This is a genomic window from Pseudomonas sp. LBUM1663, assembly GCF_059695905.1.
In genome coordinates, this window is sequence record NZ_CP166792.1 from 6,261,010 (window position 1) to 6,282,586 (window position 21,577).

The 21,577-nt window shown below is 61.4% G+C and carries 18 protein-coding genes; 5 read left to right on the forward strand and 13 right to left on the reverse strand.

All coding sequences use genetic code 11. The annotated features are described in order from the left end of the window. The first annotated feature begins 26 nt into the window (after positions 1 to 26). A complete protein-coding gene (locus ACA075_RS28730; protein WP_497296492.1) occupies positions 27 to 1,418 on the forward strand; it encodes an L-cystine transporter in 1,392 nt (463 codons plus the stop codon). 122 nt (positions 1,419 to 1,540) lie between these two features. Here the strand turns inward: ACA075_RS28730 and ACA075_RS28735 are convergent, their stop codons facing one another. Continuing rightward, positions 1,541 to 2,053, reverse strand: a complete 513-nt coding sequence (locus ACA075_RS28735) for a dihydrofolate reductase (RefSeq protein ID WP_497296493.1) — start codon at positions 2,051 to 2,053, stop codon at positions 1,541 to 1,543. 85 nt (positions 2,054 to 2,138) lie between these two features. On the opposite strand from ACA075_RS28735, the gene ACA075_RS28740 reads away from it, so the two are divergent. Both ACA075_RS28740 and ACA075_RS28745 read left to right on the forward strand, forming a co-directional pair. Then, on the forward strand, positions 2,139 to 3,518 hold the full coding sequence (locus ACA075_RS28740) for a DUF2868 domain-containing protein (RefSeq protein WP_497296495.1): 1,380 nt from the start codon (positions 2,139 to 2,141) through the stop codon (positions 3,516 to 3,518). Beyond that, a complete protein-coding gene (locus ACA075_RS28745; protein WP_497296496.1) occupies positions 3,511 to 4,887 on the forward strand; it encodes a GTPase/DUF3482 domain-containing protein in 1,377 nt (458 codons plus the stop codon). Before ACA075_RS28740 ends, ACA075_RS28745 begins: the two co-directional genes overlap by 8 nt. Before the next feature lie 119 nt (positions 4,888 to 5,006). Here ACA075_RS28745 and ACA075_RS28750 read toward each other — a convergent pair whose 3' ends face one another. The 7 genes from ACA075_RS28750 to ACA075_RS28780 form a co-directional block, all read right to left on the reverse strand. Next, positions 5,007 to 5,564, reverse strand: a complete 558-nt coding sequence (locus tag ACA075_RS28750; RefSeq protein ID WP_497296497.1) for a phosphonate degradation HD-domain oxygenase — start codon at positions 5,562 to 5,564, stop codon at positions 5,007 to 5,009. Continuing rightward, positions 5,564 to 6,697: a TIGR03364 family FAD-dependent oxidoreductase gene (locus ACA075_RS28755; protein ID WP_497296498.1), complete on the reverse strand. Its 1,134-nt coding sequence runs from the start codon at positions 6,695 to 6,697 to the stop codon at positions 5,564 to 5,566. The genes ACA075_RS28750 and ACA075_RS28755 overlap by 1 nt, the downstream gene beginning before the upstream one ends. 123 nt (positions 6,698 to 6,820) lie before the next feature. Continuing rightward, positions 6,821 to 7,846, reverse strand: a complete 1,026-nt coding sequence (locus tag ACA075_RS28760; protein WP_497296499.1) for a putative 2-aminoethylphosphonate ABC transporter substrate-binding protein — start codon at positions 7,844 to 7,846, stop codon at positions 6,821 to 6,823. Positions 7,847 to 7,884: 38 nt separating this feature from the next. Beyond that, positions 7,885 to 9,609 (reverse strand): putative 2-aminoethylphosphonate ABC transporter permease subunit, encoded by a 1,725-nt coding sequence (locus tag ACA075_RS28765; protein WP_497296500.1) that lies wholly within the window; start codon positions 9,607 to 9,609, stop codon positions 7,885 to 7,887. Continuing rightward, positions 9,609 to 10,685, reverse strand: a complete 1,077-nt coding sequence (locus tag ACA075_RS28770; protein WP_083375526.1) for a putative 2-aminoethylphosphonate ABC transporter ATP-binding protein — start codon at positions 10,683 to 10,685, stop codon at positions 9,609 to 9,611. Before ACA075_RS28770 ends, ACA075_RS28765 begins: the two co-directional genes overlap by 1 nt. A gap of 226 nt (positions 10,686 to 10,911) precedes the next feature. Then, the gene (locus tag ACA075_RS28775) at positions 10,912 to 11,775 is read right to left on the reverse strand and encodes a LysR family transcriptional regulator (protein ID WP_497296501.1); all 864 of its coding nucleotides are present in this window, start codon (positions 11,773 to 11,775) and stop codon (positions 10,912 to 10,914) included. A 16-nt stretch (positions 11,776 to 11,791) separates the two neighbouring features. Then, positions 11,792 to 14,065 carry a heavy metal translocating P-type ATPase gene (locus tag ACA075_RS28780; RefSeq protein WP_497296503.1) on the reverse strand — a complete coding sequence of 758 codons (2,274 nt, stop codon included), beginning with the start codon at positions 14,063 to 14,065 and terminating at the stop codon, positions 11,792 to 11,794. An 84-nt stretch (positions 14,066 to 14,149) separates the two neighbouring features. On the opposite strand from ACA075_RS28780, the gene cadR reads away from it, so the two are divergent. Further along, positions 14,150 to 14,599: a Cd(II)/Pb(II)-responsive transcriptional regulator gene (cadR, locus tag ACA075_RS28785; protein ID WP_497296504.1), complete on the forward strand. Its 450-nt coding sequence runs from the start codon at positions 14,150 to 14,152 to the stop codon at positions 14,597 to 14,599. A gap of 20 nt (positions 14,600 to 14,619) precedes the next feature. On the opposite strand, the gene ACA075_RS28790 is transcribed toward cadR, so the two are convergent. The 4 genes from ACA075_RS28790 to ACA075_RS28805 all read right to left on the reverse strand — a co-directional run bounded on the left by ACA075_RS28790 (position 14,620) and on the right by ACA075_RS28805 (position 18,287). Continuing rightward, on the reverse strand, positions 14,620 to 15,444 hold the full coding sequence (locus ACA075_RS28790) for a hypothetical protein (protein WP_497296506.1): 825 nt from the start codon (positions 15,442 to 15,444) through the stop codon (positions 14,620 to 14,622). Between the two features lie 151 nt (positions 15,445 to 15,595). Next, complete coding sequence (locus tag ACA075_RS28795; protein ID WP_497296507.1) at positions 15,596 to 16,567, reverse strand: thymidylate synthase; 972 nt, start codon at positions 16,565 to 16,567, stop codon at positions 15,596 to 15,598. 48 nt (positions 16,568 to 16,615) lie between these two features. Then, a complete protein-coding gene (lgt, locus tag ACA075_RS28800; protein ID WP_497296508.1) occupies positions 16,616 to 17,428 on the reverse strand; it encodes a prolipoprotein diacylglyceryl transferase in 813 nt (270 codons plus the stop codon). A gap of 76 nt (positions 17,429 to 17,504) precedes the next feature. After that, the gene (locus ACA075_RS28805; RefSeq protein WP_497296509.1) at positions 17,505 to 18,287 is read right to left on the reverse strand and encodes a sulfite exporter TauE/SafE family protein; all 783 of its coding nucleotides are present in this window, start codon (positions 18,285 to 18,287) and stop codon (positions 17,505 to 17,507) included. Positions 18,288 to 18,421: 134 nt separating this feature from the next. Here ACA075_RS28805 and ACA075_RS28810 point away from each other — a divergent pair, with 134 nt between their 5' ends. Then, positions 18,422 to 19,168 carry an NRDE family protein gene (locus ACA075_RS28810; RefSeq protein WP_497296510.1) on the forward strand — a complete coding sequence of 249 codons (747 nt, stop codon included), beginning with the start codon at positions 18,422 to 18,424 and terminating at the stop codon, positions 19,166 to 19,168. A 124-nt stretch (positions 19,169 to 19,292) separates the two neighbouring features. On the opposite strand, the gene ptsP is transcribed toward ACA075_RS28810, so the two are convergent. Continuing rightward, positions 19,293 to 21,572 carry a phosphoenolpyruvate--protein phosphotransferase gene (gene ptsP / locus ACA075_RS28815; RefSeq protein ID WP_497296511.1) on the reverse strand — a complete coding sequence of 760 codons (2,280 nt, stop codon included), beginning with the start codon at positions 21,570 to 21,572 and terminating at the stop codon, positions 19,293 to 19,295. Positions 21,573 to 21,577: the final 5 nt, after the last annotated feature.

The window sequence follows — 21,577 nt, forward strand, 5'->3', positions numbered from 1 at the left end:
CGGCACAAGTCACTTTCGGAGTTCTCATGAATCTGCCGCTGATCCTCAATCTGCTGGTATTCCTCGCCCTGCTCTTTGGCTTGGCGCAAACCCGTCATACGACGTGGAGCTTAGCTAAAAAAGTCCTGCTCGCGCTGGTGTTGGGCGTGGTGTTTGGTGTCGCTTTGCACACGATTTACGGTGCCGGCAACCCAGTGCTGAAAGCCTCGATCGGCTGGTTCGATCTGGTGGGCAACAGTTACGTGCAGTTGCTGCAAATGATCGTCATCCCGCTGGTGTTCGCCTCGATCCTCAGCGCCGTGGCCCGTCTGCACAACGCGTCGTCGTTGGGCAAGATCAGCTTCCTGACCATCGGCACGCTGCTGTTCACCACCGCCATCGCGGCGCTGATCGGCATCGGCTTGACCAACCTGTTCGGCCTGACCGCCGAAGGTCTGGTGGCCGGCACGCAGGAAATGGCCCGTCTGCAAACCATCCAGAACGACTACGCGGGCAAGGTCGCTGACCTGAATGTGCCGCAGTTGCTGCTGTCGTTCATTCCGCAAAACCCGTTCGCCGACCTCGCTCGCGCCAAGCCGACTTCGATCATCAGCGTGGTGATCTTCGCAGCGTTCCTCGGTGTCGCGGCGCTGCAACTGCTCAAGGACGATGTCGAGAAAGGTCAGAAAGTGATCAACGCCATCGACACCCTGCAAGCCTGGGTCATGCGTCTGGTGCGTCTGGTGATGAAGCTGACCCCGTACGGCGTCCTGGCGCTGATGACCAAAGTGGTCGCCGGTTCCAACCTGCAAGACATCATCAAACTCGGCAGTTTCGTGGTGGTTTCCTACATCGGCCTGGGCCTGATGTTTGTGGTCCATGGCCTGCTGGTGTCGGCGGCCGGGATCAACCCGTTGCGCTTCTTCCGCAAGATCTGGCCGGTGCTGACGTTCGCGTTCACCAGCCGCTCCAGCGCCGCGACGATTCCGCTGAGCATCGAAGCGCAGACCAGCCGATTGGGCATCCCGCAGTCCATCGCCAGTTTCGCCGCGTCGTTCGGCGCGACCATTGGCCAGAACGGCTGTGCCGGTCTGTACCCGGCGATGTTGGCGGTGATGGTGGCGCCAACTGTCGGCATCAATCCACTGGACCCATTGTGGATCGCAACGCTGGTGGCGATTGTGACCTTGAGTTCGGCCGGTGTGGCGGGCGTGGGTGGTGGTGCGACGTTTGCCGCGCTGATCGTGCTGCCGGCGATGGGTTTGCCGGTGTCATTGGTGGCGTTGCTGATTTCGGTTGAGCCGCTGATCGATATGGGCCGCACGGCGTTGAACGTGAGTGGTTCGATCACGGCCGGGGCGATTACCAGCCAGATCATGCAGCAGACGGATAAAGAACTGCTGGATGCCGATGAGCATGCGGAGTTGGCGCACGCTTAAGTTCTTTAGCGTCTGATCTGGCCTCATCGCCAGCAGGCTGGCTCCCACAGGGATTTGGGGTGTTCACACAATCCGTGTTTCACCTCAAACCCACTGTGGGAGCCAGCCTGCTGGCGATGCTCTTAGGCTTTTTCCCAGACTTCGAAGTTGTACGCCGGCTTATCATCCACAGCCGGATTCTCAATGTTCGACACCAATTTCCACTGCCCCACATCAAACTCCGGAAACCACGCATCCCCCTCCGGGCTCAACGCCACGCGCGTCAAATACAACCGATCAGCCTGCGCCAACCCTTGCGCATACAACTGCGCGCCGCCAATCAGCATCACCTCATCGACGCCCTGCTCGTTCGCCCATTCCTGCGCGCGAACCACGGCCGCCTCCAGCGACGGATAAACTTCCGCGCCTTCCAGCACCAGATCCGCCTGACGGCTGACCACGATGTTCAACCGGCCCGGCAGCGGACGACCGAGGGAATCCCAGGTCTTGCGCCCCATGATGATCGGTTTGCCGAGGGTGGTGGCCTTGAAGTATTTGAAGTCCCCTGGCAAGTACCAGGGCATGCTGTTGTCGACGCCGATCACACGGTTTTCACCGAGGGCTGCGATCAGGCTGAGGGGGAGTGATTTAGTCATGCCGGCGAGGATACCAGAGCCTCCCGTACCCCGATAAGCGCCACAGCGGTTATGCTCACAGCTCATTTGAGCGACGGGATGCCGCGTGACTGAACTGACTCCACTGCAAAACCTCTGGCTGACCGAGACGGTGCGCCTGCGTGAAGAACACGCCGGCCCCCTGGATGATCTGGAAGCCAACCGACTGGCCCGCAGCGCCGGCGGCGACTTGCCGACGCGGATTCAGCGCCGGGCCGTGTGGCTGGCCGAGCGCGACGGTTTGTCCAACGCCCTCGAGCATTGGCTGCAAGGCGCGCGATTGGCGCTGATCGTCATGGCGGTGCTGGCCATCGTCAGCGGCGCTGGATTGGCGTTTGCCGCATTGGGTGACGGCCAGGCCCCGGTGAATGTGTTCTGGGCCCTGGGCAGTCTGCTGGGGCTCAATCTGATTCTGCTGTTGAGCTGGGCGTTGGGCCTGGTGTTTGCCGGCGAACACGGCGCCAGCCTTGGACGCTTGTGGCTGTGGCTCAGCGAAAAACTCGCTCGCGATGCCAAAGCCGCGCAACTGGCACCGGCCCTGCTGCTGTTATTGCAGCGACGCAAACTCAATCGCTGGGCGATCGGCGTGTTGGTCAACGGCTTGTGGTTGCTGGCGATGCTCAGTGCGCTGGCGATCTTGCTGACGTTGATGGCGACCCGGCGCTACGGCTTTGTCTGGGAAACCACCATTCTGCGCGGCGACACCTTCGTCGCCATGACCCAGGCCCTCGGCGCCCTGCCGGCCTTGCTCGGTTTCAGCGTGCCCAGCGTGGAGATGATCCGCGCCAGTGGTGATGCCGCACTGAACATCGAAAGCGCCCGCCAAGCATGGGCGGCGTGGCTGGTCGGCGTGTTGCTGGTCTACGGGGTGTTGCCGCGTCTGTTGCTGGCGCTGTTCTGCCGCTGGCGCTGGACATCCGGCCAAGCCGCTTTGCGCCTGGATTTGAACCTGCCCGGTTATGCCCAGTTACGCGAACGCCTGATGCCCACCAGCGAACGCCTCGGCATCAGCGATGCCGCGCCTGCGCAACTGCATCGTGTCGAAAGCGGCGTCAGTGAACAGCAAAGCGACCGCGCGCTGCTGGTGGCCATCGAGCTGGACGATCAACGTCCATGGCCGCCGCAGCTGCCGAAAACCGTGAACAACGCCGGCATCCTCGACAGCCGCGAATCGCGCAACAAACTGCTCGAACAGCTGAGTCGTTTCCCCCCGGCACGCCTGGCGATTGCCTGCGATCCGCGACGCTCACCGGACCGTGGCAGCCTGGCACTGATCGCCGAACTGGCGCGCAATGCCGCCGCGACCCGCGTGTGGTTGCTGCAAGCGCCGCCCGGCGAAGCACTGGATGCCGAACGCCTCGGCGACTGGCACATAGCGCTGCAACAGCTGGACCTGCCGTTCGCCGATTGTGTGCCCGTGAACTGGCTGGAGACCGGCCATGACTAACGCCTGGAAAGCACCCTTGAAGCTGGCCGTGGTCGGCCACACCAACGTAGGCAAAACCTCGTTGCTGCGCACCCTCACCCGGGATGTCGGTTTCGGTGAAGTGTCCCATCGCCCCAGCACCACCCGCCATGTCGAAGGCGCGCGGTTGTCGGTGGACGGCGAGCCGTTGCTCGATCTCTACGACACGCCGGGGCTTGAAGACGCCATCGCCCTGCTCGACTACCTCGAACGTCTGGAACGTCCCGGCGAACGCCTCGACGGTCCGGCACGACTGGCACGGTTCCTCGAGGGCAGCGAAGCCCGGCAGCGCTTCGAACAGGAAGCCAAAGTGCTGCGGCAACTGCTCGCCTCGGACGCCGGACTCTATGTGATCGATGCTCGGGAACCGGTCCTGGCCAAGTACCGCGACGAACTGGAAGTGTTGGCCAGTTGCGGCAAACCGCTGCTGCCGGTGCTGAATTTCGTCAGCAGCGCCAACCATCGCGAGCCGGATTGGCGTGAAGCACTGGCACGCTTGGGCCTGCATGCCCTGGTGCGTTTCGACAGCGTTGCACCGCCCGAAGATGGCGAACGTCGACTCTATGAAAGCCTCGCCTTGCTGCTGGAAAACTCACGCGAACAATTGGAGCGCCTGATCGCCGATCAACAGTCCCAACGCTTGGCCCGCCAACAGAGTGCGGCGCGATTGATTGCCGAGTTGCTGATCGATTGCGCCGCGTGCCGGCGCAGCGTGGTCAGCGAAGCGGAGCAGGAACAACAGGCGATCAGCGAACTGCGCAAAGCCGTTCGGCAGCGGGAGCAGCGCTGCGTTGAAGGCTTGCTCAAGCTCTATGCCTTTCGCCCACAGGACGCGGCGGCCAGTGATCTGCCGCTGCTCGATGGCCGCTGGGGCGATGATTTGTTCAACCCGGAAACCCTCAAGCAACTCGGCGTGCGGGTCGGTGGCGGCATCGCGGCCGGCGCGGCGGCCGGTGCCGGGGTCGATTTGCTGGTGGGCGGCCTGACCCTCGGCGCGGCGGCATTGGCCGGCGCAATTGCCGGCGGCGCCCTGCAAACCGCCCGCAGTTATGGCAGCCGGTTAATGGGCAAGATCAGAGGTCAGCGAGAATTGACGGTCGACGACAGCGTGTTGCGGTTGCTTGCGTTGCGTCAGCGGCAATTGCTGCAAGCGCTGAATGCCCGTGGGCATGCGGCGCTGGACAGCATCCAGGTGGCCACGCCGCAGGACAAGACCTGGCGCGAAGGCAAACTGCCCGAAGCCCTGCACAAAGCCCGGGCGCATCCGCAGTGGTCGTCGCTGAATCCTCATCCCAAGTTGAGTCAGGCGGAGCGGCAAGAGCAGGTTGAGGTGTTGGCACAGCAGTTGTAAACCTGGGTGATTATGGTGTTTGGGCTGGCCCCATCGCGAGCAGGCTCGCTCCCACATTGGAATGCGTTCCCCTGTGGGAGCGAGCCTGCTCGCGATGGCAGCAACCCGGTTTCGAGCTATTACGCAGCCAACAACCGCGACGCCTTGTCCTTCAAGACACCCAGATCCATCACCGGCACGCCCATGTCCTTGGCCTGTTCATCCCACTGCCGCATCCGCAAACTGACCGCGCACAACGGATCCTTCTCGAAGGCTTCAGCCTCAGACTCAGTCATCACCCCACCCTGATATTCCAGAGTCCGGCGGCTGGCTTCGCTCAATCGCTCGTAGTACCCGGGCTCTTTGAGCGTTAGATAACGCTTGGCCTGGACGTGGTATTCCACCAGCCGCGCCAGGCGCTCGCTGAAACCGGCCCGACGCAAGTAATCGGCGCCGAGGCGCTCGTGGCTGACCACGCCGAAGCCGCCCATGTTCTCGGCGCTCCCGGCGCAGATATGCCCGATGTCGTGGAAGAACGCGGCCAGCACCACTTCATCATCAAAACCTTCGGCCATGGCCAGTTCGGCAGCTTGGGACATGTGTTCGATCTGCGACACCGGCTCGCCGATGTAATCGCTGTCGCCAAAGCGCTCGTACAAACCGAACACCTCGGCAATCACTTGTTCATGACGCGCCATCAGTTCTCCCCCAACAGTTGAGCGACGTTCCGTTCGGCCATCGCCGGCCCGACGCTCATCCCGACGCCAGTGTGCATCAGCGCCACGCTCACACCCGCCATCGGCCTCAAGAAGGAGAACGGCGCCGGCCCCCGTGAACCATAGACACCCTGCCAGCGTTCGACCACTTGCACCTTGCAGCCGAGGGTTTGCTCGGCCAGTTCAATCATCCAGTTGTCCACCTGCTCGGTATTGAACGGCGATGGATCGCGGCCGTAATGATGGGAGTCGCCGATGATCAATTCGCCATAAGGCGTCGGGCTGATCAGCAGGTGGATGCCGTTTTCATGCAGGTGGGATTCCTCGCGCAGAATCTGCGCCTGCACCGCCGCCGCTTCCGGCAGATCGGCGAAAGCGCCGTAGTGCACGCAGCTCAACCCGGTGAGCAATGCGTGTTGCAGATTGAGTTTGATTTGAGGCCGGGCGCGGAGCATTTGCAGGCGGCAGATTTGCGGGTTGAGCGCGGCAATCGGCTCGGCCAGCAACGTCTGATAGTCGTGGCCGGAACAGACGATGATCTGCTCGGCGCTGAAGGATCCAGCGGTGCTGTGCAGGCGACCTGGCTCGATGTCGCGCACCAGGGTGGAGAAGTGAAACTCGACACCGAGTTCGCGGTGCAGGTAGTCGATCAGCGCTGGAATCGCTTCGCGGGAATACAGTTGCTGATCGTCCATGCCGTGCAACGCGGCACGGTGATGCCTGAACTGACCGCCGTACAGATCGCGCAATGCAGCACCGCGCAGTAATTCGACGCGGTAACCGTGTTCCACGGCGCGACCGGTGCAGAAGGCTTCGAGCAGGTGTTCTTCGGCTTCGGTGCGGGCGAACAGGTACGAGCCGTTGCGCTTGAGTTGCAGCCCGGCCAGTTGCGCCCATTGGCCCCAGATGTCGCGGCTGGCCTTGGCCAGTTCGAGCATCGGTCCCGGTGGCTGACCGGTGACCAGGGCTTGGCCGAAATTGCGGACCGAGGCGCCCAAAGGCGTTTCGCTGCGCTCGAAAACGGTGACTTTCAGACCGCGTCTGGCAGCGGCGTAGGCGTGGGACAGGCCGAGGATGCCGGCGCCTACGATCAGCATGTCGTTGTGGTGTGTCATGAAGATAATCCCGCTTTTTGTGGCGAGGGAGCTTGCTCCCGCTGGGGCGCGTAGCGGCCCTGAAAATGGGCCTGCTGCGCAGTCCAGCGGGAGCAAGCTCCCTCGCCACAAGGTGTGAGTCAGTTACTTGGCAACCACTTTCTCGGACTTGCCGTCATAGCGCTTGCGCCACTCGGTCAGGATTTCGTCGCGATTCTTCGACGCCCAGGCAAAGTCGTTCTTGATCAGACGCTGCTCATAATCCGCCGGCAATTCAGTCTGCGGCTTGGCAATCCCCGGTTGCGCGAGCACCGCGAAGTTCTCTTTATAAAGCTCCATCGCCGCCGGACTGGCCGAGAAGTCAGCCAGTTTCTTCGCCGCCTCTTCGTGTGGTGTGCCCTTGATGACTGCGGTCGCTTCGATCTCCCAGCCCAGGCCTTCCTTCGGCAGGATGATGTCCAGCGGTGCACCCTGGCGTTTCAGCTGTACGGCCGGGTATTCAAAGGAAATGCCGATCGGAAACTCACCCGCCGCCGCCAGTTTGCAAGGCTTGGAACCGGAGTGAACGTACTGGCCGATGTTCTGGTGCAGGTCGTCCATGTACTGCCAGCCCTGCTTCTCGCCGAAGGTCTGCAGCCAGGCGCTGACGTCGAGGAAACCGGTGCCGGACGAGGCCGGGTTGGGCATCACGATCTTGCCTTTGTACTCAGGCTTGGTCAGGTCCTGCCAGCTCACGGGTTTAGTCAGACCCTGCTTCTCGGCTTCGACGGTGTTGAAGCAAATGGTCGCGGCCCAGACGTCCATACCGACCCAGGCGGGCGGGTTGGCGGCGTCGCGGTAGTTGCCACCGATCTTGCCCAAGTCTTTCGGCGCATAGCTTTGCAGCATGCCTTGCTGATCGAGAATCGCCAGGCTCGACGCGGCCAGGCCCCAGACTGCGTCAGCCTGTGGGCGGGCTTTTTCGGCCAGCAGTTTGGCGGTGATGATCCCGGTGGAATCGCGCACCCACTTGATCTCGATGTCCGGGTTGGCCTTTTCGAAGGCTTCTTTGTAGGTCTTCAGTTGTTCGGCTTCGAGGGCGGTGTACACCGTCAACTCGGTTGGCGCCGCGAAGGCGTTCAGGCTGAAAGCGGTGAGGACAGCAGCGGCCAGGGCCAGGGGCTTGAACATGATCTTTTCCTGTCTTTGAGTTGAGGGGTTGTACAGAATCAGTTGCCGGGAGCGGTCTGCCGCCAGGCCTGGGAACGGCGCAGCAAACCGCGCGAAGCCCAGGCCAGCAGCAGGGACACGCCCGCCGAGGTGAACAGAATCAGTGTCGACATCGCCGCCGCGCCGCCGACGTTGCCGGCGTCGTCCATGTTCAGCACCGCCACCGCCGCGAGGATGGTGTCGGGGCTGTAGAGGAAGATCGCCGCCGAGACGGTGGTCATGGCCGAGACGAACAGGTAGCGCACGATGTCCAACAGCGCCGGCAGGCAGATCGGCACGGTGACCCGCAGGTAGTGCCGATACAGCGGCGCCTTGAGCGACAACGCGGCGGCTTCGAACTCGGCATCGAGTTGGCGCAACGCGGTGGTGGCGGTCATTTGCGCAGTGGTCAAATAGTGAGCAATGGTGCAGACCACCAGCAGGGTCATGGTCCCGTACAGCACATGCAGCGGATTGCCGGTGAGGTTGAAGAAGAAGACATAACCCAGGCCCAGCACCAGACCCGGCACCGCCATTGGTACGAAACTGAGCATGCGCAAGGTCAGGTTCAGTCCACGCTGGCCCTTGGTTTTTTCCATCAGGTAGGCGCCGGTAAAGATCAGCACGCTGCCGATCAACGCCGTGCACAACGCCATCTTCACGCTGTTGCCGTAGGCCAGCCAGCCGCCGCCCGCGGTGTCGTTGAACTGATAGTGGTTGAGCGACAGCGACAGGTTGTACGGCCAGAATTTCACCAGCGACGAGTACACCGCCATACCGAACACCAACAGCAACACCGCGCAGATCAGCAACACGATGGCCAGGTAGCAGCCGTCCCGCCGTTTCGATGGCGCCGGTTGAAAGACCTGCGCCCGACCGCTCATGGAATCGCCGTGACGTCGACGCAACCAGGCATCGACCGCGAAGCTGAACAGCGCCGGCAGCAGCAGGACCATGCCGATCAACGCGCCGCGACCGAACTGTTGCTGGCCGACCACGGCTTTGTAGGCTTCCAGCGCCAGCACTTGATAGTCGCCACCGACCACCACGGGCACGCCGAAGTCGGTGATGGTCAGGGTGAACACCAGACAGAACGCCGCGAACACCGCCTGACGAGTGGCTGGCCATGTGATGCTGCGAAAGGCTTTGGCCGGACTGGCGCCCATGCTGGAGGCGGCGTCGAACAGTCGCGCATCCGCCAGGGAAAGGGCCGACAGCAGAATCATCAACGCGTGTGGGAAGGTGTAGATGACCTCACCCAAAACAATGCCCCAGAAGCCGTAGATATTGTCAGAGAGCAAACCGCGCAACATGCCCTGGTTGCCGAATAGATAAACCAGAGCAATGCCCGGCAACATTGACGGAGCCATCAGCGGCAACAAAGAAATCCCGCGCCAGATGCCTTTGCCGGGAATCAACGTGCGTTGCAATGCGTAGGCAAACAGGTAGGCCAGCGGTACGACAATCGCCGCGACACTGAGGGAAACCTTCAGGCTATTGCCTAGCAACCAATGGAAGTTCGCACTGGTCACCAATTCACCCGCCGCGACCCAACCACCACCCTGCCCCGCTTCCGAACTGAAGCCGCGCCAGAAGATCGCCAGCAACGGCATTAACACTGCAATACCGAGCAACACCAGCAAAAGGACTTTGCCGCCGACCACGAACACCCGGTCGCCGATCTCGGCACGGGAGGTCTGCCGAACCTGCTTGTGCGGTATCGGCAGCGCGATGTTCGTGCTCATCAGGCAAACACCTGCAAGCTACGCGGAGGCAAGGCGACCATGATCTGCTGCGCGCCCAGACGCGGCATGGCTTCCGGCGCCAGTTCCGCCAGCAATGCGTGGCCCGGCAGTTGATCGAGTTCGAAGCTCATGCGGCAGCGGTTGCCGAGGAAGGTGATTTCGCGAACCTTGGCCGGGAACAGGTTTTCTTCATGCACCAGCGGGTTGACGTTGATCGCTTCCGGGCGGCAGAACAGGCGGCCCGACGTGGTTTTAGCGCTGCCATCGGCCAGGCGCATGCTCATCCCGCCGACCTGGGCGTGGCTGTCGCTGCTGCGGCTGAATGGCAGCCAGTTGCCCTGGCCGACAAACTCCGCCACAAACGGCGTGGCCGGGCGGTCGTAGATGTCCTGCGGCGTGGCGTATTGCTCGACCTTGCCGTTGTTCATCACGGCGATGCGGTCGGCCATTAACATGGCCTCGTCCTGATTGTGCGTGACCATCAGGGTGGTGACGCCGAGGTTGCGCTGCAGTTGGCGCAGCTCGGTGCACAGATGCTCGCGGACTCGGGCGTCGAGGGCCGACATGGGTTCGTCCAGCAGCAACAACGATGGCGCCGGCGCCAACGCCCGAGCCAGCGCGACACGTTGCTGTTGGCCGCCGGACAGTTGGCCTGGGTACTTTTTCTCACTGCCAGTCAGGCCGACCAGTTCCAGCATCTGACCGACGCGCTTGCGCACTTCATCGCGACCACTGCCGGCGAGGCCGTAGGCAATGTTCGCTTCGACGGTGAGATTGGGGAACAGCGCGTAGGACTGGAAGAGGATGCCGTAGTCCCGGGCCTGGGGTGCCAGGTGGGAAACGTCGCGATCGCCGAGGTACAACTCGCCGCTGTCCTGCTTCTCAAGACCGGCGATGCAGCGCAGCAAGGTGGTTTTGCCACAGCCGGACGGGCCGAGCAGGCAAACCAGCTCACCGGCCGCCACGTCGAGAGAAACGTTATCCAGCGCGGTGAAGGCGCCAAAGCGTTTCTGCACGCCGCGCACCTTCATCGGGGCGCCAGGGTTGGTCAGGGCAGTTGCGATCGAGTGGTTCATGGACAGGCCTCATCAGCAGATGAAGCCCATCCTAGGTTTGTAATGCGTCGGTCATGTGGCAGTGAGGCAAAAACGGCTGATAGTGGTATTCAGGGATTTGGGTTGGATGGAATGAGCAATGAATAACCTGTGGCGAGGGAGCTTGCTCCCGTTGGACTGCGCAGCAGTCCCATTTTCTGGGGCCGCTTCGCAGCCCAGCGGGAGCAAGCTCACTCGCCACAGGGGCCTATGCCGGGGCCATTTCCTGCGCCAGGCCGAGAAACGCCGCCGGTAACCGGGCGCCTTTGCGCTCCTTGAGGCAATACAGATACTCGGGAATCTGCGGCGCATTCTCAATCGTCAGCACGCGCAATTGAGGGTCATGCGGCACTTCCTGCCGGGCGATGATGCTGATGCCGATGTTGCGCAAAACCGCCTCACGAATCGATTCACGGCTGCCAATTTCCAGCAGCGGCCCGAAACTAACCCCCGCGCTGGCCAGCAACTCTTCGGTCAACCGCCGAGTGGTCGAGCCCGACTCGCGCATCAACAAGGTATGCCCGGCCAATGCACTCAGAGGAACATGGTCGTGAACTGCCAGCGGATGATTGCGATGCACCGCCAACACCAGCGGATCGCTGCCGAGCACCCGCCGAATCAGCCGCGCATCGTCGAGCAACTGCGACGACGCCGCGACATCCACCCGGTAATCCTCCAGTGCCTCCAGCACCTGCTGGGAGTTGCCGATTTCCACCGACACTTCCACCTGGGGCAAGCGCTCGCGAAAGGTCTTCACCAAGTCGAGGATGTAATACGGCGCCGTCGCGGCAATGCGCAATGTGCCCTCGACCTGGCCGCTGTTGCGCAGGAAAAACTCAATGTCGGCTTCCTGCTGCAACAGCGCCTTGACCATCGGCAGCAACCGCGCGCCTTCATCGCTGACGCTCAGGCGGCGACCGCCACGGTAGAACAATTCAACCGAGTACTGGCTTTCCAGATGGCGGATCTGCGTGGTCACCGTGGGTTGGCTCAGGCCGAGCTTTTTCGCCGCCAGGGTAATGCTGCCCAGGCGGGCAACCATGTAAAACGCCTTCAGCTCGGCACTCAGCACACCCGCTCCTCATCGCTTATTTGCGCAACAGGCGCAAACCGTTGAACACCACCAACAGGCTCACGCCCATGTCGGCGAACACCGCCATCCACATGGTGGCGATCCCGGCGAAGGTTACCCCAAGAAAGATCGCCTTGATGACCAAAGCGAGGGCGATGTTCTGTTTGAGGATGCTCGACGTCTGCCGCGACAGACGTATGAACGCAGGGATCTTGCGCAGATCGTCGTCCATCAGGGCGACATCGGCGGTCTCGATGGCGGTATCGGTGCCGGCGGCAGCCATCGCAAAACCGATTTCGGCCCGGGCCAGTGCCGGCGCATCGTTGATGCCGTCGCCGACCATGCCAACGCGATGCCCCTGTGCATAAAGTGCTTCGATGGCCTGCAGCTTGTCGGTCGGCAGCAGGTCGCCCTTGGCCTCGTCGATGCCGACTTGCGCAGCAATCGCCTGAGCGGTGTGGACGTTGTCGCCTGTAAGCATCAGGGTTTTGATGCCCAGATCGTGCAGTTGCTGGATCGCTTCGCGGCTGGATTCCTTGACCGTATCGGCCACGGCGAACAGCGCCAACGGGCCGGACTTGTCGAGCAACAACACCACTGACTTGCCCTGTTTTTCCAGCGCAAACAGCTTCTCTTCCAGCTCGGGCGAGCAAAGGTTCAGCTCTTCCACCAGACGATGGTTGCCCAAGTGGTAGGTCTGACCGTTGATTTCGCCGCGTACACCGCGACCCGCCAGCGCTTCAAAGTTATCCACAACGAGTGGCGCTAATTGTTTATCCACCGCCGCATTGGCGATGGCCAACGACACCGGGTGATCCGAGCGCCCGGCCAGCGCTGCCGCAATCGCCGGGGCGGTGGCGTCAGCGGTTGGATCAAGCGACAGATAATCGGTCTGCACCGGTTTGCCATGGGTAATGGTGCCGGTCTTGTCCAAGGCCAGGTAATCGAGCTTGTAACCGCCCTCCAGATAAACACCGCCCTTCACCAGGATGCCTTTGCGCGCCGCCGCCGCGAGGCCGCTGACGATGGTCACCGGGGTAGAGATAACCAGTGCGCACGGACAGGCAACGACCAGCAAGACCAACGCCCGGTAAATCCAGTCGAACCAGACGGCGCCCATGAACAGCGGTGGAATCACTGCAACGGCCAAGGCCAGCAGGAACACCGCCGGGGTATAGATTTTCGAGAACTGATCGACGAAGCGCTGGGTCGGCGCCCGTGCGCCCTGAGCCTGTTCTACGGCGTGGATGATCCGCGCCAGTGTGGAATTGTTCGCCGCCGCAGTGACGGAATATTCCAGGGAACCCGCCTGGTTGATGGTGCCAGCGAAGACCTTATCGCCCACCGTCTTCTCGATCGGCAGGCTTTCGCCGGTGATCGGTGCCTGATCGATGGTCGAACTGCCCGACACGACTTCGCCGTCCAGGCCAATCCGCTCGCCGGGACGCACCCGCACTCGCGCACCGAGTTCGATGGTTTTGACGTTTTGCTCGACCCAACGGCCGTCGGCTTGCTGCACCGTGGCCTGTTCCGGGGTCATCTGCATCAGGCCGCCAATGGCGTTGCGCGCCCGGTCCAGCGACTTGGCTTCGATCAACTCGGCCACGGTGAACAGGAACATCACCATCGCCGCTTCCGGCCATTGGCCGATCAGGATCGCGCCGGTGACCGCGATGCTCATCAAGGCGTTGATGTTCAGGTTGAGGTTCTTGAGCGCGATCCAGCCTTTCTTGTAAGTGGTGAGGCCACCACTGAGGATCGAAATCAGCGCGATGATCGCCACCACCCAGTCCGGCGCGGCGTTGGTGAAGTGGATCACCTCTGCCGCCAACGCACCCACGCCGGACAGCGCCAAGGGCCACCAGTGCTTTTTCTCGGGGATCGGCGCTGGCACTTCGGTGCCCTGCTCCATCGGTTCGGCCACCATGCCCAGCGACTTGATCGCCTCGATAATCGGCGCAGTGCTCGACAGGTCATGGGTGACGCCCAGGACCCGATTGATCAGGTTGAATTCCAGTTGCTGCACACCCGCGAGCTTGCCGAGTTTGTTCTGGATCAGCGTCTGCTCGGTCGGGCAATCCATGGCGTCGATGCGGAAACTGCTCAGCCGGGCGCCGTCGGTCGGCTTGTCGCTCAACTTGATCAGCGAAGGTGCTGCCGCCTTGGAGGAACAGCAGGAATCGCCGTGCCCGCCATGGTCATGCTTTTGCACAGGCTGCAGCTTTTGGCTGTGATCGTGATCGTGATCGTGATCAGCCTCGGGTTTGTGGGTGTGAAGGGAATCGCTCATTGGTTGCGTCCATGAAGGTGCCTGTTGCCAAGTAAAGACCCTGTAGCCACTATAGGGTCAAGCACCCTTTTGGAGATTGTTGTCATGAAGATCGGAGAATTGGCGAAACTCACCGACTGCGCCGTCGAAACCATCCGCTATTACGAGCGCGAAAACCTGCTGCCGGAACCGGCCCGCAGCGACGGCAACTACCGCGTCTACACCCAGGCCCACGCCGAACGCCTGACCTTCATCCGCAACTGCCGCACGCTCGACATGACCCTGGAAGAGATCCGCAGCCTGCTGGCCCTGCGCGACAGTCCGCAGGATCAGTGCGAAAGCGTGAATGCGTTGATCGACGAGCACATTCACCACGTGAAGGCGCGGATTGATGGGCTGATGGCGTTGCAGGCACAACTGCTCGACCTGCGCCAACGCTGTGGCGAGGGGACGGACATTGATCAGTGCGGGATTTTGCAGCGGCTGGAAGTGAGTGGCGGGGTTGTGGCGACGGAAGTTGAGCATTCCCATGTCGGCAGGAGTCATGGGCATTAATCCCATCGCCACATCAGCGACTAGATCAATTTGAACTCCAGTACGCCTCGTAGCCCCATGCCGTAAGTGATGCCAGGGACCATGCCCGAGCCCAGAAAAAGACTGCAGAGTAAGTGAACGGACTCACCCCGATGCTCTTCATAGACGGAGGGCTCAATCCGAAACCTGGTGGGTAAGTCGGGCTTGACCGTCAATTTGCGCTGATAGTCTCTCCAGGCTCCGCCCTGCCCGCCATCTGCGCTACTTTTCCAGAACATTTCAATGGCGTTGTTTGTTCGCAGGTTTTCAATCCGAGGAATGGTCAGAATGACGCCATCGGGATGTTGATTAATCTCAAGAAAGCCCTCCGAGACGCCTTCAATAGAAACCGGGCCGGTTTGAATCAGTGCTGGGGCGAAGGTCATGAACAACGATGCAGAGGGTATAGCGTTATCGCCTCTTTCGATGACAAAAATGACCTCGAGCCGGTCTCCTTCAAACTGCCTTGCGATGTCGTCGGGGATATCAAAATGTAATGAGGTGAAACTCAGCGCTGGCTGGGGCTGCGACTGGTAACTTCCCCCGGAACCGCCTAACGCCAACCATTGCACACGAACCTGATCGCCGATCTGAAATTCCCTATCGTTTACTACCACGACCACGCGAAGTGAATCGACGAAGATGGGGGCACCGGTGAAAATCTCCATGGGCACCACGCACTCCCATGGATCGAGGCTCGGAATGAAATGAAAGAGCCCAGACTGGCTTTCACAGCCAACGTACGGCTTCCCTGTTAATTCGGCGCGCTCCGTGCCGAAATGTTTTTCCGAAAAGCCGACTGTTCCACCGGCCGCAGTGTTATTCATGACAAGGCTCCTGAAATAAAAAGAGGGTGTTGCTGACCGCGGCCTGATTGGCCTCGTGATCAGTCAAACACCCTCTCGTTTATTCGCCTACTGTCACAAATGACAGTCAGATAGAACCTTTTCTAATAAAACAGCCTAGCTCTTGAACCAATCAGACCGCCATCGGCGCCGTCATCGGCGCGTGGTGCTGATACCCCTCAAGCGAGAAATCGCTCGGCTCGATCAACTCCAGCCACTCCGGCTGATACTCACCGGTCTTGGCAAACTCCGGCACACGCTCACTGATCACCAGCTTGGGCATCGGGAACGGCTCGCGCTTGAGCTGTTCGTTGAGCATGTCCAAATGGTTTTCGTAGACGTGGGCATCACCGATGAAATAGGTGAACCAGCGCGGTGTGTAGCCGGTCAGGCGACCAATCAGGCTCAGCAGCGCGGCGCCTTCGGTGAGGTTGAACGGCGTGCCCAGGCCCAGGTCGTTGGAGCGGATGTAGAGGGTCAGGGAGATTTCCTTGGTCTCGACATTCGGGTGGAACTGGTACAGCAGATGGCACGGCGGCAAGGCCATTTCATCGAGCTGCGCCACGTTCCAGCCGTGGAACAGGATGCGGCGGCTGCCCGGGTCCTTGATGATGGTGTCGACGCACTGGCGAATCTGGTCGATCGCCTTGTACAGAACGACATAGGCCTGACCGTCTTCTTCACCTTCGGCGATCTGACGATAGCCTTGGCTCAGGGTCTGTTCGATGGCGGCCTGATTGCTGACCGGAATCTGCTTGTACGCCGGCCATTTGCGCCATTGCACGCCGTAGATTTCGCCAAGGTCGTCTTCGCCCTGACGGAACGGATTGGCCAGCCATTGCGTGTTTTCGTTGGCGTTCTGATCCCAGACTTTGCAGCCCAGCGCGCGGAATTCGGCGGCGTTGTTCACGCCCCGCAGGAAACCACACATCTCGCCGATGGCCGATTTGAAGGCCATCTTGCGCGTGGTGATCGCCGGGAAACCTTCTTTGAGGTCATAACGCAGCATCGCGCCCGGAAAGCTGATGGTGTTCACGCCGGTGCGGTTGGCTTGCTTGGTGCCATTCTTGATGACGTGGGCGACCAGTTCGAGATATTGCTTCATGAGTTACCTGTGTCCTTGAACCCGGGGTCGTCACCCCGGGATTCGAATTTATACGGCTGCCGCTGGAGTCGCCGGGGCGCGGTGATACGCCAGCCAGATCAGGAACAGCCCGCCAACGATCATCGGTACGCAGAGCACCTGGCCCATGGTCAGCCAGTTCCAGGCCAGATAGCCCAGTTGCGCGTCCGGTACGCGGACGAATTCCACGATGAAACGGAAGATGCCGTAGAACAGGGCAAACATCCCGGACACCGCCATGGTCGGCCGCGGCTTGCGCGAGAACAACCAGAGAATGGCAAACAGCGCCACGCCTTCCAGGGCGAACTGATACAGCTGCGACGGGTGACGCGGCAGCTGCGCCGGATCGCTGAACGGCGGGAAGATCATTGCCCACGGCACGTCGGTCGCCTTGCCCCACAACTCGGCATTGATGAAGTTACCGATGCGCCCGGCACCCAGGCCGATCGGCACCATCGGAGCAACAAAATCCATCAGCTGGAAGAACGACTTGTTGTTCTTTTTACCAAACCACAACGCCGCCAGCATCACGCCGATGAAGCCGCCATGGAACGACATGCCTCCCTTCCACACTTCGAAAATCAGCATCGGGTTGGCCAGGTAAGCGTGCAGATCGTAGAACAGCACATAGCCCAGGCGGCCGCCGACGATAACGCCCATCGACATCCAGAAGACCATGTCGGAGAGTTTCTCCTTGGTCCAGGTCGGGTCGAAACGGTTGAGCCGGCGCGATGCCAGCAGCCAGGCGCCGCCGATGCCGATCAGGTACATCAGACCGTACCAGTGGATTTTCAGCGGACCGATGGCCAGGGCCACCGGGTCGATCTGCGGGTAAGGCAGCATTGCGACTCCTTGTTGAAAGTTGAAAGCAGAATTCCCGGGCGACGCTGCCACCTCAGGATTAAGCCAGCATTGCGAGCTAGAGCAGGAAGCTCAGGCCTACGCAGAACAGCAAAGCCGCGAACAGCCTTTTCAGCAACTTCGGCGACAGCCTGTGGGCCAGTCGCGCACCGAGACGGGCAAACACCATGCTGGTCAGGGCAATCCCGAGCAGCGCCGGCAAATAGATAAAACCGAGACTATGGGCCGGCAGCAAGGGATCGTGCCAGCCCAGAATCATGAAACTTAATGCACTGGCCAAGGCGATGGGCAGACCGCAGGCCGACGAAGTTGCCACCGCTTGCTGCATCGGCACGCTGCGCCAGGTCAGGAACGGCACCGTCAACGAGCCGCCGCCAATGCCGAAAATCGCCGAGGCCCAGCCAATCACACTGCCGGCCACCGTGAGACCGAGTTTGCCGGGCACCGTTTGGCTGGCTTTGGGTTTGACGTCAAGCGCCAGTTGCGCCGCGATGATCAGCGCAAACACGCCGATGATTTTCTGCAGGTTCGGGCCGGAGATCGCTTCGGCCGTCAGCGCCCCGAAACCGGCGCCCATCAGAATACCGACGGTCATCCACACGAATATCGGCCAACGCACGGCGCCACGACGGTGATGCTCGCGAACCGCATTGACCGACGTAAAGATGATCGTCGCCAGGGAAGTGCCGACCGCCAAGTGGGTCAGGATCGACGCATCGAAGCCCTGCAAGGTGAAACTGAACACCAGAACCGGGACGATAATGATCCCGCCGCCAACCCCGAACAGCCCGGCCAGCACGCCTGCGCAGGCGCCCAGCGCCAGATAGAGCAGAAATTCCATGGACGATCCCAATGCTTAGCCAAAACCGGAGCGGCATGGTAACGGATGCATGGCCTCGGGCTCCACTGCGGATGGCAATGGAACGACAGGCGACGACTGCGTAGAGTGGGCAAAAAACACACAAGGACCACCTTATGTGCCTGATTGTTTTTGCCTGGCGACCGGGTCACGCCCAGCCGCTGATCGTGGCGGCCAACCGCGACGAGTTCTATGCCCGGCCCAGCCAGCCCCTGGCGCAATGGCCGCACGCACCGCACGTCTACGCCGGTCGCGACCTCGAAGCCGGCGGCACCTGGCTTGGTATCGGTGCCAATGGGCGCTTTGCTGCGCTGACCAATATTCGTGATCCGCAGCAGCCGCCCTCGCGAAAATCCCGAGGTGAGCTGGTGGCGGGTTTTCTCTTGGGCAACATGCCAATTGATGATTACTTAAGCGACATTGTCGGACGTTCGCTGGAATATGCCGGGTTTAATTTGCTGATCGGCAATGCCAACGAACTGTGGCACTTCAATGCGCGGGAGTCTGAGGCGGTGATGCTGGCGCCAGGGGTTTATGGGTTGTCGAATGCCGGGCTGGATACGCCGTGGCCGAAACTGCTCAAGGCGCGGGCGGCGCTGGAGAAAGTGCTGGAGGATCCGCAGCCAGAGGCGTTACTGGCGTTGCTGAATGATCCGCAGACCGCACCCTTTGCCGAGCTGCCGGATACCGGCGTGGGGCTGGCGACCGAGACGTTGTTGTCGAGTGTGTTTATCGCCAGCCCCACGTATGGGACGCGGGCGAGTACGGCATTGATTGTTCAGGCGGATGGGAGGCGGCGGATGGTCGAACGGAGTTTCGGGCCGTATGGGGGACATTTGGGGGAAGTGGAAATCAAGATTTGAAGGCTAGCGATCAGCTGTGGCGAGGGAGCTTGCTCCCGTTCGGTTGCGCAGCAGCCGCAAAACGATTGGGAATGCTTCGCACTCCAGCGGGAGCAAGCTCCCTCGCCACAGGGCCATCAGCCTTTCAGAGGGCTTTGACTGCCGCCGGATTGACCATCCGCGCCAACCCAAGGTTCTTCAGCGCCAGTTGCAACGAGCTGTGGATCACTTGCGGGTTGTCGATGGTCATCAGCTCGGCCAGCAATTCCTGGGCCTTGCTCAGGTTGATCTGCCGCAGCATCCACTTCACTTTCGGCAGGTTGGTGGCGTTCATCGACAGGCTGTCGAAGCCCATCGCCATCAACAGCACCGCCGCCGCAGGGTCACCGGCCATCTCGCCGCAGATGCTCACAGGCTTACCTTCGGCGTGGGCATCGCGCACCACGTTCTGCAACGCTTGCAGCACCGCCGGATGCAGATAGTCGTAAAGGTCGGCTACACGCGGGTTGTTGCGGTCCACCGCGAGCAGGTATTGAGTCAGGTCGTTCGAGCCGACCGACAGGAAGTCCACCTGCCGCGCCAGTTCCTTGGTCTGATACACCGCTGCCGGAATCTCGATCATCACGCCAATCGGCGGCATTGGCACGTCGGTGCCTTCGTCGCGGACTTCGCCCCAGGCCCGGTGAATCAAGTGCAGGGCTTCTTCCAGTTCGTGGGTGCCGGAGATCATCGGCAGCAGAATCCGCAGGTTGTTCAAGCCTTCACTGGCCTTGAGCATCGCGCGGGTCTGCACCAGGAAGATTTCCGGGTGGTCGAGGGTGACGCGAATGCCGCGCCAGCCGAGGAACGGGTTGTCTTCCTTGATCGGGAAGTACGACAGCGACTTGTCGCCGCCGATGTCCAGGCTGCGCATGGTCACCGGTTGCGGATGGAACGCGGCGAGTTGCTCGCGGTAGATCGCCAGCTGCTCCTTTTCGCTCGGGAACCTCTGGTTGATCATGAACGGCACTTCGGTGCGGTACAGACCGACCCCTTCGGCACCACGCTTCTGCGCTCGCGCCACATCCGCCAGCAGGCCGGTGTTAACCCACAGCGGCATGCGGTGGCCATCGAGGGTCACGCACGGCAAATCGCGCAGGGAGTCGAGGCCGAGCGCCAGTTGTTTCTCTTCTTCCACCACTTCGGCGAACTGCTTGCGCAGCACGTCGCTGGGGTTGGTGTAGACCTCGCCGCGATTACCATCGACGATCAATTCGATGCCGTCGACCTTGGCATAGGGCAGGTCGACCAGGCCCATCACCGTCGGGATGCCCATCGCCCGGGCGAGGATCGCGACGTGGGAGTTGCCTGAACCGAGGACAGAGACCAGACCGACCAGCGTGCCTTCCGGCACCTCGCCGAGCATTGCCGGCGTCAGCTCTTCGCTGACCAGAATGGTTTTTTCCGGGTAGATCAGATTCTGCTGACGCTCTTCCTGCAAGTAGGCGAGCAAACGGCGGCCAAGGTCCTTGACGTCCGAGGCGCGCTCACGCAGGTAAGCGTCGTCCATCAATTCGAAACGGTTGACGTGTTCAGTGACCACCTGGCGCAACGCGCCCTGGGCCCACTGACCGGTCTTGATCACCGTGGTCACTTCGTTGCCCAGCGCCTCGTCGGCGAGCATCATCAGGTAGACGTCGAACAAGGCCCGCTCTTCGGGACGCAGCTGCGAGGCCAGTTTGGCGGACAAGGCACGCATGTCGGCGCGCACGCCTTCGATGGCGGTCTTGAACAGGCCGAGTTCGGCCTCGATGTCGGTGATGGTCTTGTCGGGCACCACGTCCAGATCGGCCGGCGGCAGCATGACCACCGCGGTCCCGACCGCCGCACCCGGCGAACCCGGTACACCGACGAACTTGGCTTCCTGGATGCCTTTGCCCTGACGGCCCAGGCCACGGATCGAACCGGTGGCCTCGGCGTGGGCGATAACGCCGGCGAGCTGCGCGCTCATGGTCACGAGGAAGGCTTCTTCACCTTCATCGAACTGGCGGCGTTCTTTTTGCTGAATGACCAACACGCCGACGACGCGGCGGTGGTGAATGATCGGCGCCCCGAGGAATGAGGCGTAGCGCTCCTCGCCAGTTTCGGCGAAGTAGCGGTAGCGCGGGTGATCCGCGGCGTTTTCGAGGTTCAGGGGTTCTTCACGCGTGCCGACCAGGCCGACCAAACCTTCGTTGGGTGCCATGCTGACTTTGCCGATCGAGCGCTTGTTCAAGCCCTCGGTGGCCATCAGCACGAAGCGGTTGGTCTCAGGGTCAAGCAGGTAGACCGAGCAGACCTGGCTGCCCATGGCCTCTTTGACGCGCAACACAATAATCCCCAACGCCGCCTTGAGATCCTTGGCGGAGTTAACTTCCTGGACGATCTTGCGCAGCGTATTGAGCATGGCTC